Source organism: Anaeromyxobacter soli, assembly GCF_022808855.1.
Lineage (GTDB): Bacteria > Myxococcota > Myxococcia > Myxococcales > Anaeromyxobacteraceae > Anaeromyxobacter > Anaeromyxobacter soli.
In genome coordinates this window covers 1-13,843 of sequence record NZ_JAKZLF010000009.1, presented here as the reverse complement: position 1 = coordinate 13,843, position 13,843 = coordinate 1, and the positions used below count along the sequence as shown (strand labels likewise).

Annotated in this window: 10 protein-coding genes; 5 read left to right on the top strand and 5 right to left on the bottom strand. The window is 74.7% G+C overall.

What is annotated here, in order from left to right; translation table 11 throughout:
- Positions 1-131 precede the first annotated feature (131 nt).
- Positions 132-1,247, top strand: a complete 1,116-nt coding sequence (locus tag MLV88_RS08640; protein ID WP_242338006.1) for a glycosyltransferase family 4 protein — start codon at positions 132-134, stop codon at positions 1,245-1,247.
- Between the two features lie 339 nt (positions 1,248-1,586).
- Entirely contained in the window at positions 1,587-2,486 is a 900-nt protein-coding gene (locus tag MLV88_RS08635) for an RNA polymerase factor sigma-32 (RefSeq protein ID WP_242338008.1), read from the top strand.
- Positions 2,487-2,556: 70 nt separating this feature from the next.
- On the opposite strand, the gene MLV88_RS08630 is transcribed toward MLV88_RS08635, so the two are convergent.
- The 5 genes from MLV88_RS08630 to MLV88_RS08610 all read right to left on the bottom strand — a co-directional run bounded on the left by MLV88_RS08630 (position 2,557) and on the right by MLV88_RS08610 (position 9,101).
- Positions 2,557-3,321 carry an SDR family oxidoreductase gene (locus MLV88_RS08630; protein WP_243337291.1) on the bottom strand — a complete coding sequence of 255 codons (765 nt, stop codon included), beginning with the start codon at positions 3,319-3,321 and terminating at the stop codon, positions 2,557-2,559.
- 123 nt (positions 3,322-3,444) lie between these two features.
- Complete coding sequence (locus MLV88_RS08625) at positions 3,445-4,971, bottom strand: sensor histidine kinase (protein ID WP_242338012.1); 1,527 nt, start codon at positions 4,969-4,971, stop codon at positions 3,445-3,447.
- Entirely contained in the window at positions 4,968-5,621 is a 654-nt protein-coding gene (locus MLV88_RS08620; RefSeq protein WP_242338014.1) for a hypothetical protein, read from the bottom strand. The genes MLV88_RS08625 and MLV88_RS08620 overlap by 4 nt, the downstream gene beginning before the upstream one ends.
- Before the next feature lie 29 nt (positions 5,622-5,650).
- Positions 5,651-7,075 (bottom strand): BamA/TamA family outer membrane protein, encoded by a 1,425-nt coding sequence (locus tag MLV88_RS08615; RefSeq protein WP_242355192.1) that lies wholly within the window; start codon positions 7,073-7,075, stop codon positions 5,651-5,653.
- Positions 7,076-7,160: 85 nt separating this feature from the next.
- Positions 7,161-9,101, bottom strand: a complete 1,941-nt coding sequence (locus MLV88_RS08610) for a serine/threonine-protein kinase (protein WP_277956894.1) — start codon at positions 9,099-9,101, stop codon at positions 7,161-7,163.
- A 160-nt stretch (positions 9,102-9,261) separates the two neighbouring features.
- On the opposite strand from MLV88_RS08610, the gene MLV88_RS08605 reads away from it, so the two are divergent.
- The 3 genes from MLV88_RS08605 (at position 9,262) to lysS (ending at position 13,772) form a co-directional block, all read left to right on the top strand.
- A complete protein-coding gene (locus tag MLV88_RS08605) occupies positions 9,262-10,485 on the top strand; it encodes a DUF4912 domain-containing protein (RefSeq protein WP_243337289.1) in 1,224 nt (407 codons plus the stop codon).
- A complete protein-coding gene (locus MLV88_RS08600; protein ID WP_242341507.1) occupies positions 10,486-12,084 on the top strand; it encodes a glycoside hydrolase family 57 protein in 1,599 nt (532 codons plus the stop codon).
- 125 nt (positions 12,085-12,209) lie between these two features.
- Complete coding sequence (gene lysS / locus MLV88_RS08595; RefSeq protein WP_242357023.1) at positions 12,210-13,772, top strand: lysine--tRNA ligase; 1,563 nt, start codon at positions 12,210-12,212, stop codon at positions 13,770-13,772.
- Positions 13,773-13,843 lie beyond the last annotated feature (71 nt).

The window sequence follows — 13,843 nt, the reverse complement described above, 5'->3', positions numbered from 1 at the left end:
CGGCCGATGGCGTAGTACTCGAACCCGAGCTCGCATCTCGTCGGGGCGCTCGCGGAGGGCGGCCGCTACGATCCGGAGATGGAACGCATCGTCGAAGTGCAGGTCGTGCTCGACCGGATCTCAGGGCGCCGATGAAGGTCCTCCTCGTCGCGGACGCCCTCGGGGGCGTGTTCACCTACGCGGTCGAGCTCTCGCGCGCGCTCGCCGCCCGGGGCGTCGCCGTGGTGCTCGCCACCGAAGGGCGCCTGCTCACGCCCGACCAGCGACGGGCTCTCGCGGGCATCCCGGGCCTCGTGCACGAGGAGCGCGCCTTTCGGCTCGAGTGGATGGAGGACCCCTGGGAGGACGTCGGCGCCGCGGGCCGCTGGCTCCTCGAGCTCGAGGCGCGCGAGCGCCCCGACGTCGTCCACTCCAACGCGTTCGCGCACGGGGCGCTCCCGTTCCGCGCGCCGAAGCTCGTCATGGGGCACTCCTGCGTGCTGTCGTGGTTCGAGGCGGTCCGGCACGAGGTCGCGCCTCCGGAGTGGAACCACTACCGCGACGTCGTGGCCGCCGGGCTGCGCGGCGCCGACGCGGTCGCGGCGCCGAGCGCGGCGATGGCCGAGGCGCTCGTCCGCCACTACGGCCCGATCCCGCGCCCGACCGTCATCCCCGGCGGCCGCGACCCCGCGCGCTTCCGCCCGCGAGCGAAGGCGGAGCTGGTCCTCGGCGCCGGACGGCTGTGGGACGAGGCGAAGAACGCGGCGGCGCTGGTGCGCATCGCGCCGCGGCTCCGGCTCCCCTGGCGCGTCGCGATCGCCGGCGAGACCGAGGAGCCCGCGCGCGCGACCCGGGCGCCCCGCGTGCCGGAGGCCGGTGGCGGCGCGAAGCTCCTCGGCCACCTGCCGGAGGAGGAGCTCGCCCGATGGATGGGAGAGGCGGCCATCTTCGCGCACCCGGCGCGGTACGAGCCGTTCGGGCTCTCGGTCCTCGAGGCGGCGCTCGCGGGCTGCGCGCTCGTCCTCGGAGACATTCCCAGCCTCCGCGAGAGCTGGGCGGGCGCGGCCGCGTTCGTCACGCCGGGCGAGGACGACGCCCTCGCCGCGGCCATCGGCGCGCTCGCGGCCGATCCCGGACGGCGCGCGCTCCTCGCCGGCCGCGCGCGGGCGCGCGCGCGCCGGTTCAGCCCGAAGCGGATGGCGGACCGGACGCTCGAGCTGTACCGCACGCTCACCGGCCGCGCTGCTGCCCTCGGAACCCCTCCATGAGGTTCGTCCGCTGCGCGAGACCGGTCGCTCGCCCGCTCGCCGGGCGCTCCGGCGCACGGGCGCTGGCCGTCGTTTCTGCGGGCTCTGGCTCCCTGGAGCACGAGCGCACGAGCGAGCGCCGCCATGACCGGCGAGGCCTCGCGCCCGCGGATGGCCGCTCCTGTCGCGCTTACCGATCTCGAACCGGGCGACTGCGTTCGTTCTTACAGTCTGCGTCCGCTCCGGCGGCGCGGCACCCCCCGGTTTTGCGCCAGAAACAGGGGACCTCCCCCCGCGGCACGCCCATTGCTCGATGGCTCTGACGCGACATCACCACGAGGCCACCAGGAGGCAGGAACGATGAATCGAACGACCGGCGCGAGCAGCACCCTCGACCAGTACCTCCGCGAGATCAACAAGGTCGCGCTCCTCACCGTGGAAGAGGAGCGTCGCCTGGCCCGCGAGTACCGGGACGAGGGGAAGACGCGCGCCGCCCACCGGCTCGTGGAGGCGAACCTCCGCTTCGTCGTCAAGGTGGCCTTCGAGTACCGCTCCTACGGGCTGCGGATGGCCGACCTCATCCAGGAGGGCAACATCGGCCTCATGAAGGCGGTGCAGAAGTTCGATCCGGACAAGGAGATCCGGCTCATCTCGTACGCGGTGTGGTGGATCCGGGCGTACATCCAGAACCACATCCTGAAGTCCTGGTCGCTCGTGAAGATCGGGACCACGCAGGCGCAGCGGAAGCTCTTCTTCTCGCTCGCCCGCACCCGCCACGAGATCGAGCGCGTGACGCCGGGCGCCGGGCTCGAGTCCGAGGGCATCGACGTGAACCTCGTCGCGAAGAAGCTCCGCGTCCGGGCGAGCGACGTCATCGAGATGCAGCAGCGGATGGAGGGGCGCGATCTCTCGCTCGACGCCCCGGTCGCCGACGGGACGAGCACGCACCTCGAGTTCACCCCGGCCGACGCGGATCCGCAGGACGAGGAGCTCGCCCGCGTCGAGGAGGACGCGATCGTCAACCGGCGCGTGAGCGAGGCGATGGGCCGCCTCGACCCGCGCGAGCGCCACATCGTCGAGGCCCGCATCATGGGCGACGGCAAGGAGACGCTGCGAGATCTCGGCCAGCACTTCGGCTTCTCGCGCGAGCGCGCGCGCCAGCTCGAGATCCGCGCGCTGGAGAAGCTCCGCCGCGAGCTGCAGCCGCTCGCCGACGAGATCGGCTACCCCGCGACCATGGGGGCCGAGGCGACGGAGTAGCGCGGCGACCGAGGCCTCGACGGCGCCGCCGCCCCCCACGGGTCGGCGGCGCCGCGCGTCTCGGCGAGGCTCACTTGCGGCTCACCGCGAACGGCGCGAACGCCTGCTGCACGGGCATGAGCTCGAGGGCGTTCACGTTCACGTGGGCTGGACGCGTCACGCACCAGACGATCGCGTCCGCCACGTCCTCGCCCGAGAGCGGGGTCACGCCCTCGTAGACCTTCTTCGCGCGCTCGGCGTCGCCGCTGAACCGCACGAGCGAGAACTCAGTCTCTGCCATCCCGGGCTCGATCGACGTCACCCGGATGGCCGTGCCGAGGAGGTCGGCGCGCAGGTTGAGCGAGAACTGCCGCACGAACGCCTTCGTCGCGCCGTAGACGTTGCCGCCCGGGTACGGGTAGCTCCCCGCGACGGAGCCGAGGTTCACGACGTGCCCGCGGTTCCGCTCGACCATCCCGGGCAGCACCGCGCGCGTCACCGTCACGAGGCCGGTGCAGTTCGTCGCGATCATCGTCTCCCACTCGTCGAGGGACGCGCGCTGGGCGGGCTCGAGCCCGAGCGCCAGCCCCGCGTTGTTCACGAGCACGTCGATCGCCGCGAACCCCGCGGGGAGGCCGGAGATCGCCCCCTCGACCGCGCCCCGGTCGCGCACGTCGAGCACGAGCGGGTGGACCCGGCCGCCGCCCCTGGCGGCGAGCGCCTCGAGCCGGTCCTCGCGCCGCCCCGTCGCGACCACCCGCGCGCCCGCGCGGAGGAGCGCCTCCGCGCACGCCGCTCCGAACCCCGCCGTCGCGCCCGTGACGAGCGCGACCTTGCCGTCGAGATCGTATGCCATGGCGGCGGATGCTACAGCGTTGCGCGCTCGAGCTGAACCCGCCGTCGCAGCGGGGACCCGGGCCCGGCCGGGCTCCGCGCCGCCCGCGGGGGGCGACGCCGGGCCCGGGCCCGCCGCGGACCGTCAGGCGGCCCGCTGCGCCTCGGGCGCGAGCGGCAGGGCGATGGTGAAGGACGCGCCGCCGCCCGGGCGATCGCCGACCTGGATCTCGCCGCCGTGCTGGAGGACGATCTTCTTCACGATCGCGAGGCCGAGGCCGGTCCCGCCGACCCCCTTCGTCGTGAAGTACGGATCGAAGATCCGGTCCCAGAGGTCCCGGTCGATGCCGGGCCCCTCGTCCGCGACGGTGAGCACGGCGCGCTCGCGCGTGCGCGCGATGCCGAGGTGGATCCGGGCGCGCGCCGGGCGCGCCGCGTCGATCGCGTTCTGGCAGAGGTTCGTGAGCACCCGGCGCATGAGCTGGCGGTCGAGCGCGACCGGGCAGGGGCCGCTCGCCTTCACGACGGACAGCTCGGCGGCCGCCCCGAGCTGCTTGCTCGTGCGGAGGAACTCCTTCACGAACGCGCCGAGCTCCGACGGCTCGGACCGCACCTCCGGGAGCTTCGCGAACGCCGAGAACTCGTCCACGAGCCGCTGCAGCGTGCCGATCTCCTCGCGCACGATCTCGCCCGCCTCGCCGAGCAGCTTGCCGAAGTCGGGGTCCCGGACCCGGGTTGCCTTCCAGCGCGCCTCGAGCTGCTGGAACGCGAGCTTCATCGGCGTCAGCGGGTTCTTGATCTCGTGGGCGAGCCGGCGCGCGACGTCCTGCCAGCCCGAGATCTTCTCGAGGTAGACGATCCGGTCGCGGCTCTCCCGCACCTCGCGGACCATGGCGTTGAACGCGCGGGCGAGGCCGGCGACCTCGTCGTTCGCCCGCCCGGGATCGACCTGGACCGAGAGGTCGCCCGAGGCGAGCTGGCGGACCGCCCCGACGAGCCGCGTGACCCGCCGGGTGGTGCGGCGCGCGAGCAGGATGCCGATCGCGGCCGCCCCCGCCGCCCACGCGACGAGGAGGAGCGCGAAGGCGCGCACGTAGCTGCGCCGGATCTCCGAGCGGAGCGCGTCCACGCCCTGGACGAGCTCGCCCACCTCGCGCGCCTCGCCGAGCTCGGCGAAGTAGCGCGCCTCGATGGCGAACGTGCAGTCGAGGCGTCCGCCGCCGGGGAGCGCCACCCGCGCCGGCGCCTCCCGCCACTCGCCCTCGGGGTTCTCCGCCTGCGTCTCGGCCTCGGCGACGACCGCGCCGTCCGCGGCGTGGAGCGACACGCGCCGGAGCCGCGGCGTCTTCGCGAGCGCCGACTCGAGATACGCGTGCGTCCGCCCGCGGTCCCTGGGGAGCCCGCGCGCGAGCGCGCGCGCCTGCTCGGCGTAGAGCTGCTTGCGGGCCTGGAAGAGGTCGCCGTACAGCGCGGGCACCGCCTCGAGCCGCTCCACCACGCGGGGGTCGAGGCCGAGCGCGAGGTTCTCCTCGGCGAGCTTCCCGGCGAGGAGGAGCGCGCCGAGGAGCGGCAGCGTCGCCGAGACCACGAGGGCGACCGCGATCTTCGCCTCGAACCGGGAGACGCGGAGCGCGCCGGCCGCGCGGCGGACGAGGGAGGGCGCGCCGCTCACCGCCCCGCCCCCGACGCCGCGGCGCCCGGCGCGAACGAGCGCGAGCGGAAGAGGTGCACGTCGCTGCCGGGATCGGGCTCGCGCAGGAGGAAGCTCGCGACGGCGCCGAGCACGCTGCGCGTCCCGCCCGAGGTGCGGGTGCCGGCGGCGGGGTTCGCGATGTACTCGCGCGTGCGCTGGAGCTGCTCGCGCGAGACGGGGTTCACCTCGACGCGCGCCTCGAGGTGGTAGGGCGCCCCGGGCAGCGCCTGCACCGGACCCAGGTCGACGCCGCGCGCCTCGGAGAGGAACCGGCGCAGCGCCGCGAAGTCCGGCAGCACGTAGTGCACGCCCTGGGGCGCGCGCGGGTCCTTCACCGTCACCGCGTACGTCTCCTCCCAGACGTCGAAGAGGATCTCCACGACCCGCCCGTAGAGCGCGGCCGGCGCGCGGGACCCGTCGGGCACGACCGAGACGTAGATCGCGACGACGTTCGTGAGCCCGTTGCCGAAGTCGCGCTCGGTCGCGGCCGGGAACGCGGCGGAGAGATCGAGGCTCGCCTCGACGCGGCCGGCGCGCGGAGCGACCCGGGCGGCGAGCGGCTCGGGCGGGCCGGCGGCCACGGCGCCCAGCGCGGCCGCGGCGCCGAGGGCGGCGAGGAGGTGGCGCACGGCGCGGCCGGTCCTGCGGGGAGCGCGCGTCACAGCAGGTTGTCCACCGCGTAGCCGAGCGACGCGTTGAAGACGCCGACGGGCGTGTCGAGGCGGAGCGCGAGCTCGGCCGAGACGGGGGTGCGGGAGAAGCGGGTCCGCGCGCCGCCGAGCACCTGGGAGGAGTAGACGCCGCGCGCGCCGAGCGCGAGGTAGCCGCGCCGGAAGAAGGCCTGCCGCTGCCAGAGCGGCACGGCGTACTCGAGGCCGCCCATGGCGACGAACGCGTCGTAGCGCGAGTCGGTCGAGAAGTTGAGCTCGAGCGAGCGCGCCAGGGCGGGACCCACGGCGAAGTAGGCGAGGTCCGCCGGGTAGAAGCGCTCGAAGAACGGCGCGCCGCCCTGCGCGGCGCCCAGCGTCGCCTGGAGGCGGAGGGGGAGGTCGAGGAGCCCGAACGCCGTCTCGAGCTGGAGGAGGTAGCGGCTGTACTCGTAGTCGCCGCCGAGCACGCGCGAGCCGAACGTCACCTGGGCGAGGCCGCGGAGGCCCTCGCGCGGCAGGAAGAAGTCGTCGCGCGTGTCGATCTCGTAGGTCCCCGTCAGCGCCGAGAGGCGCGAGCGGCCGGGCCGGAGCGCCGGCAGGTTCTCGGGCGCGGCCGGCGTGCCCCCGGCGGAGAGCTCCCGGAGGGCCTCGTACCGGTAGCTCGCGAGGAGCCGCTCGAAGGCGCCGGGGCGGATGCCGATGGTGCCCTCGAACGAGGCGCGCTGGTAGCGGAGCCGCGGCGCCGCGCCGAAGTCGTCCGAGAAGGCGTCGCAGTCCGGGTCGCCGCAGGCGAGCTCCTCCCCGCGCACGAAGAGGACGGTCGCGCCGAGGACGAGGCCGCGCTCGCCCCGCGCCCCGCGGCGGGCGAGCGGCAGGTCGGGCGCGAAGAAGCTGCCTCGCACCGCGAAGCGGCCGGGATCCTGCGGCCGGCCCGCGGGCGAGCCGCCGTAGACGAACGCGCCCGAGAGGCCGAAGCCCCGGCCGAGGAAGTTCTGCTGCGAGAGGCCGAGGCCGCCGTAGATGGGCTGCGGCCCCGTCGACCCCAGGACGAGATCCGTGACGAGGAGCGTGTTCCGCTCGACCACCTCGACCACGAGCACCACGAGGCCGCGCTCGCTCCCGCGCTCGACCCGCGTCTCGACCTTGGAGAACCAGCCGAGCTGGAGGAGCCGCAGCCGCGACAGGAGCACGCGCTCCTCGTCGAGCAGGTCGCCCTCCGTGACGAGCAGGTGGCGGCGCACCTCCGGCTCGCGCGCGTGGTGCAGCCCGGAGACGACCACCCGCTCGATGGTGTAGCGCCGCGGGAGGGGCGAGAGGTCGGGCTCGGGCGCGTCGACCGCCGGGGCGGCGATCGGCGGGGGCTCCGGCGCGGCCGGGGCAGCGGCGGCCTGCCCGAGGGCGAGCGCCAGCAGGGCGGGGACGAGCGCGGTCATCGGCGGGCGATTGTAGGCGAAGAGCGGCCCGCTGACCTGGACGCTGCGCTCGGATCGTCTATTCAGCCCGCGGCGGGGGCCTCCCTCAGCGGGCGGCGGGGCCATTCGGCCCGCGGCGGAGGGCGAGGCAGGCCTCGAGGGTCTCCACGTCGAGTGGATCCGCCGCGAGCGCGGCCTCGTACGCTGCGAGGGCGGCGGCCGCGTTCCCGAGCTTGCGGGCGACCTCGGCGCGCGCGCGCTGGCGGCTCGCCTCGGCGCCGCGCGCGGGCGCCGCCCGGAGGAGCTCCGCCCGCCGCGACTCGAGCAGGGCGCGGGGGACGCCCGCGGCGAGGCAGCGCGAGACGCCGAGGGCGTTGCCGCGCTCGGCGTCGTGGGCGAGGCGGGCCGCGGGGGTCGCGAGCGCCGCCTGCGCCGCCTCGAGGCGTACGAGGAGCGCGGTCGCCCGGGCCGGGTGATCGGCCGCGAGCGGCCGGAGCCGGAGCGCCTCGAGCGACTCCCGCAGCCCCCGGGCGGCGCGCCGCACGTCGGCGAACTCCGCGTCGAGCGGCACGGCGAGGAACGCGTAGTGGCTCGCGGAGGCGCGGGCCTCGAGGGCGCGCAGGAGCGGCTCCCCCGTGGGACCCGCCGCCGGCGGCGGGGTCGCGCGGCGCTGGGTGTCGGCGAGCGTCGCGAGCGCGGCGCGGTCCGCGGGCGCGAGGTCCACGAACTGCACCGCGAAGCCGGGGTCCATCCGCCAGGCGGCGGCCTCGGCGGCGGACACGTGGCGCACCACCTCGGCGGACAGCCCGAGCGGCGCGCGCAGCGAGGGGTGCGCGAGGGTGAGCCGGAGCCGCGAGAGGAGCGGCGGGAGCGCCGCGTCGCCGCGGAGGAAGGCGCCGCTCCGGGTGAGCTCGCGGACGGCGAGGCGCACCGGGGGGGCGCCTCCGGCGCACACCTCCGCCTCGACGGCGGCCTCCCGGGCGGCGTCCGCACCGCGCGGGACCGGTGCCGCGCCCGCGGCGGGAGCCGGGGAGGGCGTGCGAGCCGGGAGCTCCGCGCGCGCCTCGCGGAGCGCGGCGGCGAACGTGGCCATGTCCGCGAAGCGAGCATCGGGGTCCTTCTCGAGGGCGCGGAGGATGGCCCGCTCGAGCGCCGGGGCGACCGGGGCGAGCTCGGATGGGCGGGGGGGGACCGCCTCGAGGTGCGCGAGGAGGAGCGCCGCGAGGCTCCTCCCCGCGAAGGGGAGACGCCCGGTGGCGAGCTCGAAGGCGATGACGCCCAGCGCATAGACGTCCGTCCGCGCGTCGATCGGACCGTCCTCGCACTGCTCGGGCGCCATGTACTCGGGGGTCCCGACGATCAACCCCGCCTCGGTGCGGCCGGCGACGCGGGCGCCGCGCAGCTTCGCGATGCCGAAGTCGACGAGCTTGACGAAGTTCCGGCGGCCGCGGCGGTTCACGAGGAAGACGTTCTCGGGCTTCAGGTCGCGGTGGACGACGCCCCGCTCGTGCGCGCACTGGAGCGCGTCGCAGAGCTGCAGGAGGACGTCGAGGGCGGTCGCGGGGTCGAGCGGACCTCCGCGGACCCGCTCGGCGAGCGTCTCGCCGTCGAGGAGCTCCATCACGTAGTAGAAGCGACCCGGCGGGAGCACCGAGAGGTCGTAGATGCCGACGATGTTCTCGTGCCCGATGAGGTTCACCGCCCGCGCCTCGTCGTAGAAGCGCGAGACGACCTGCGCGTCCGCCGACATCGCCTCGTGCAGGAACTTCACCGCGACGCGGCTGCCGATCACGGGATGCTCGGCGAGGTACACGGTGCCCATCCCGCCGCGGCCGAGGAGCCTCGAGATCCTAAAGCTGCCAACCTGCGTCCCCAGGAGCGGATCGACCGCCGCGACCTGCGCCGCGGGCGCCCGCGCCGGGCCGGATCCACCGCCGAAGGCGAGCGTCGGCAGGGGAGACGAGCAGGACGCATCCGCGGGGTGCGCGCCGCCGCACCTCGCGCACGGCTCGAGTCCCCTCGTGGTCGACGTTGCCCGACGGTGCATGAGGCCCCCACCGTTGCGAGATTCGAGCGTAGCAGAGGCGGACGGCCGGCCCAGCCCCGCGCAGGGGGGACACGCGACGCGAACGCCGCCGCCCGCGCGCTGCCGACCCGGGAAACCCCTTGCGGACCGCGGCCAACCCGGATTTCTCTCGAACACTGCCATGGCCGACTTCAGGAAGATGACCGTCGAGAGCTTGCGCGAGCTCGCCCGGAAGGTGCTGGGTCCGGGCCAGTCCAGGAAGACCAAGGGCGAGCTGGTCGCGGCGCTCGAGGCCGCGGAGAAGAAGACGGGCCGCGCGGTGAAGACCGCGCGCGGCAAGGCCCGCACCGCCGCGAGCCGCGCCGCGTCGGCGACGGGCAAGGCCGTCCGCGCCGCGAAGGAGGCGGGCAAGGCGGCCGGCGCAGGCGCCCGGGCCGCCGCGCGGGCGGGCAAGTCGGCGGCGGCCGAGGTCGCGGAGGGCGTCCGCGAGGCCGCCAAGGCGCCCCGCACGCGCCGGGCGGCCAAGGTGGCTGCGGCGGTGGCGGGCGCGGCGGCCGGCGCGGTGGCCGGGGTCGCGGCGAGCGTCTCGGCGGCGCGGGCGCGCCGCAAGAAGGTGGGCAACGGCAAGCCGGGCGAGGCCGCGCCGGACCCGGAGGGCTACTTCGTCGCGCGGGTGCGCGGGGAGGAGGCGGTGCGCGAGGCCCCGCGCCCCATGACCGAGACGACCTCGGACGCGCCGGAGGCTTTCCGCGCCGTCGAGGAGGGCGAGGGCGCCCCCGAGGGCGCGGGGGGCGCGCCGTACGAGGAGAACCTCGGCGAGCTGCCCTGGGGCTACGGGGACGACGCGTTCGTCGCGCTCCCGCGCGATCCGCGGACGCTCTTCCTCTACTGGGACTTCTCGCAGGGCACCGCGCAGGGGGCGTTCGCCGGGCTCGACCACCCGCGGGCGGAGCTCCGGATCTTCGCGCGGAGCGGCGGCGGCTGGGAGCCGGTGCGCACGCTGGACTTCGCGCTCGAGGCGACCGGCTTCTACGTGCACGACCTCGAGCCCGGCCGCGTGTACCGGGCCGAGATCCACGCCGTCGATCGCGGCGGGCAGGACCGGCAGCTCGGACGCGGCTCGAACGAGATGATGCTGCCGCCGCTCGGCCCCTCGCCGGTGATCGACGACCGCTTCATCCGCATCCCGTGGGAGATCCCGCTCGGGCGGCTCCTCGGCCCCGGCCACGCGGGCGGACCGTTCTCGGAGGAGGCGCGGGCGCTCCTCGCGCGCCTCAGCGACTGGTCGCGCTTCGCCGCCCGCACCGGAGGCAGCGCGGGCGGCGTGGGCGGACGGCCGACCTCTCCGGGCGTGTCGTCGCCGACCTCGCCGTTCGGAGGGTTCGGAGCCGGGGAGGGCGCCTAGATGGCCCAGGACGTCCTCGGCTACGTCGCCCTCCACCTCCACGCGCACCTCCCGTTCGTCCGCCACCCGGAGTACGACGAGTTCCTCGAGGAGGACTGGCTCTACGAGGCGATCAGCGAGACGTACCTGCCGCTCCTGAGGGTCTTCGACCGCGCGACGGACGAGGGGATCCCGTTCCGCATCTCGATGACCATGACGCCGCCGCTCGTCGCGATGCTCCGGGACGAGCTGCTCATGTCCCGCTACGCGCGGCGGCTCGACACGCTCTGCGAGCTCGCGGACAAGGAGGTCCACCGCACCCGCAACGACGGCACCTTCCACGGCCTCGCCCTCCACCACCAGCGCGAGTTCCGCGAGCTGCGCCAGCTCTTCAACGACCGCTACCGCCGGGACCTCGTGGGCGCGTTCCGCCGCCTCGAGGAGGCGGGGCGGCTCGAGATCGTCACCTGCGGCGCGACCCACGGCTTCCTGCCGCTCATGCAGCCGTACCCGGAGGCGGTGCGCGCGCAGATCGCGGTCGCCGCGCGCCACCACCGCCGCCACTTCGGCAAGGATCCGGTGGGCATCTGGCTGCCGGAGTGCGGCTACTTCCCCGGCGCGGACGCGTTCCTCGCCGAGGAGAACATCCGCTACTTCTTCGTCGACACGCACGGCATCACCGACGCGACGCCGCGGCCGCGCTACGGCGTCTACGCGCCGATCTTCACGCCCACCGGGCCGGCCGCGTTCGGGCGGGACGCCGAGTCGTCGATGCAGGTGTGGAGCTCCGAGTCCGGCTACCCGGGCGACCCGGACTACCGGGAGTTCTACCGCGACGTCGGGTGGGACCTCGAGTACGAGTACGTGAAGCCGTACATCCAGCCGACCGGGCAGCGGAAGAACGTCGGCATCAAGTACTTCCGCATCACGGGCAAGACCGCGCACAAGGAGCCCTACGACCCGGCGCGCGCGCGGGAGCGGGCGGCGCAGCACGCGGGCAACTTCATGTACAACCGCGAGCGGCAGATCGAGCACCTCGCCTCGCGCATGGACGGGGTGAGGCCGATCGTCGTCTCGCCGTACGACGCGGAGCTCTACGGCCACTGGTGGTACGAGGGGCCGCTCTTCATCGACTTCCTCATCCGGAAGATCGCCTTCGACCAGCGCATCTTCAAGCTCGCCACGCCCGGCGACTACCTCCGGGAGAACCCCGAGCAGCAGCTCGCGACGCCGCCGCTCTGCTCCTGGGGCGCGGGCGGCTACGCCGGCGTCTGGCTCGACGGCTCGAACGACTGGATCTACCGCCACCTGCACAAGGCGGCGGAGCGCATGATCGCGCTCGCCCGCGACTACCGGGAGCCGAGCGACCTCGAGCGGCGCGCCCTCGACCAGGCCGCGCGGGAGCTGCTCCTCGCCCAGTCCTCGGACTGGGCCTTCATCATGAAGACCGGGACGATGGTGGACTACGCCATCCGCCGGACGAAGGAGCACGTGCTCCGGTTCACGCGGCTGCATGACCAGCTCCGGGCCGGGCAGATCGACCCGGAGTGGCTCGCCCACGCCGAGACGAAGGACAACATCTTCCCGGAGATCGACTACCGCTTGTACGCACCGCGGTAGGAGCGCGAGCCGGTTCGGCTGGCCGCCCGCTCGATCCGCCGCGCGGCGCGCGGATGTTCTCGCGTTGACGGGGCGGGCGAGCCCGACTAGCCTCGCCGCACGCTTTTCCCCGTCGAAACCGAGACATGCGAGATCCCAACCCCCCCCGCGGCGACGACCTCGGCGCGACCGAGCGCGAGATCCTCGCGCATCGCGCGAAGAAGGCCGAGGCGCTGCGCGCCCTCGGCGTGAACCCCTACGGCAACGGGCACCGCCCGGAGCACCTCTCGAAGGACCTGCGCGACAGGTACGGCGACGCGCCGGCCGACGAGATCGCGAAGGACCCCGGCGCCTGGTCGATCGCCGGGCGCGTCCTCGCGGTCCGCCCCTTCGGCAAGGCCGCCTTCCTCAAGATCCGCGACGCCGCCGGCGAGCTCCAGGTGTGGATCAAGAAGGATCGGGTCTCCGAGCGGGACTTCGAGATCTACAAGCTCCTCGACATCGGCGACATCGTCGCCGCCCAGGGCGCCGCCACGCGCACCAAGACCGGCGAGCTCACGCTCGAGGCGACCGCCTTCACCATCCTCACGAAGTCGATGCGGCCGCTGCCCGAGAAGTGGCACGGGCTCAGCGACGTCGAGCAGCGCTACCGGCAGCGCTACCTCGATCTCATCGCCACCCCCGGCGTGCGCGACACCTTCGTGAAGCGCGCCCGGACGGTCTCGACCATCCGGCGCTTCCTCGACGGGCGCGGCTACCTCGAGGTCGAGACGCCGACCCTGCACAAGCCGGAGGAGGCGGGCGGCGCGGCGGCCCGGCCGTTCGAGACGCACCACAACGCGCTCGACCTCTCCCTCAAGCTCCGCATCGCGACCGAGCTGCACCTGAAGCGGCTCGTGGTGGGCGGCTTCGATCGCGTCTACGAGATCGGCCGCATCTGGCGGAACGAGGGGATCGACCGCCGCCACAACCCCGAGTTCACCACGATCGAGTTCTACGAGGCGTACGCGACCGCGGAAGACCTCATGAAGCTCACCGAGGCGCTCTTCCACGCGCTCGCCCTCGAGGTCGCCGGCGCGCCGGTGGTGACGTTCCAGGGGCAGCCCATCGACTTCACCCCGCCGTACCCCCGCGTCTCGCTCGTCGAGGTGGGCGCCCGTGCCCTCGGGCTCTCGGTCGAGGACGCGCTCGCCGGCCGCGGGCTCGCCGAGGCGCTCGCGCGCGCGGCGGCGCGCGAGAACGAGTCGGAGGACGCCTGGAAGCTCGAGCAGGCCGCGAAGCGGTCCCCGGGCGAGGCGATCGCCGCGGCCTTCGAGGTGTTCGGCGAGCCCCAGCTCCCGAAGGACCGGCCCGCGTTCGTGGTCGACTTCCCCCTCGAGACGAGCCCGCTCTCGCGCAGGCGCGACGCCGATCCGCGCCTCGTCGACCGCTTCGAGCTGTTCGCGGGCGGCATGGAGTGCGCGAACGCCTTCTCCGAGCTCAACGATCCTGCCGACCAGCGCGCGCGCTTCGAGGCGCAGGTGAAGGCGCGCGCCTCGGGCGACGAGGAGGCGATGCCGTACGACGAGGACTTCGTGCGCGCCCTCGAGCACGGCATGCCGCCGACCGCGGGCGAGGGCATCGGGATCGATCGGGTGACGATGATCCTCACCGACTCCGCCTCGATCCGCGACGTCATCCTGTTCCCGCTGCTCAAGACCCGGGACTGACGTGAGCGAGGAGCGGATGCACGAGCGCGTGGCCGCCGGCGGCGGGCCCCCGAGGTCCGCCGAGGGCGGCG

What these genes read in the sequence shown, in the direction of transcription:
- MLV88_RS08640 (WP_242338006.1), top strand. Translation starts at nt 132, where the DNA reads ATGAAGGTCCTCCTCGTCGCGGACGCCCTCGGGGGCGTGTTCACCTAC.
- MLV88_RS08635 (WP_242338008.1), top strand. Translation starts at nt 1,587, where the DNA reads ATGAATCGAACGACCGGCGCGAGCAGCACCCTCGACCAGTACCTCCGC.
- MLV88_RS08630 (WP_243337291.1), bottom strand. Translation starts at nt 3,321, where the DNA reads ATGGCATACGATCTCGACGGCAAGGTCGCGCTCGTCACGGGCGCGACG.
- MLV88_RS08615 (WP_242355192.1), bottom strand. Translation starts at nt 7,075, where the DNA reads ATGACCGCGCTCGTCCCCGCCCTGCTGGCGCTCGCCCTCGGGCAGGCC.
- MLV88_RS08610 (WP_277956894.1), bottom strand. Translation starts at nt 9,101, where the DNA reads ATGCACCGTCGGGCAACGTCGACCACGAGGGGACTCGAGCCGTGCGCG.
- MLV88_RS08605 (WP_243337289.1), top strand. Translation starts at nt 9,262, where the DNA reads ATGGCCGACTTCAGGAAGATGACCGTCGAGAGCTTGCGCGAGCTCGCC.
- MLV88_RS08600 (WP_242341507.1), top strand. Translation starts at nt 10,486, where the DNA reads ATGGCCCAGGACGTCCTCGGCTACGTCGCCCTCCACCTCCACGCGCAC.
- lysS (WP_242357023.1), top strand. Translation starts at nt 12,210, where the DNA reads ATGCGAGATCCCAACCCCCCCCGCGGCGACGACCTCGGCGCGACCGAG.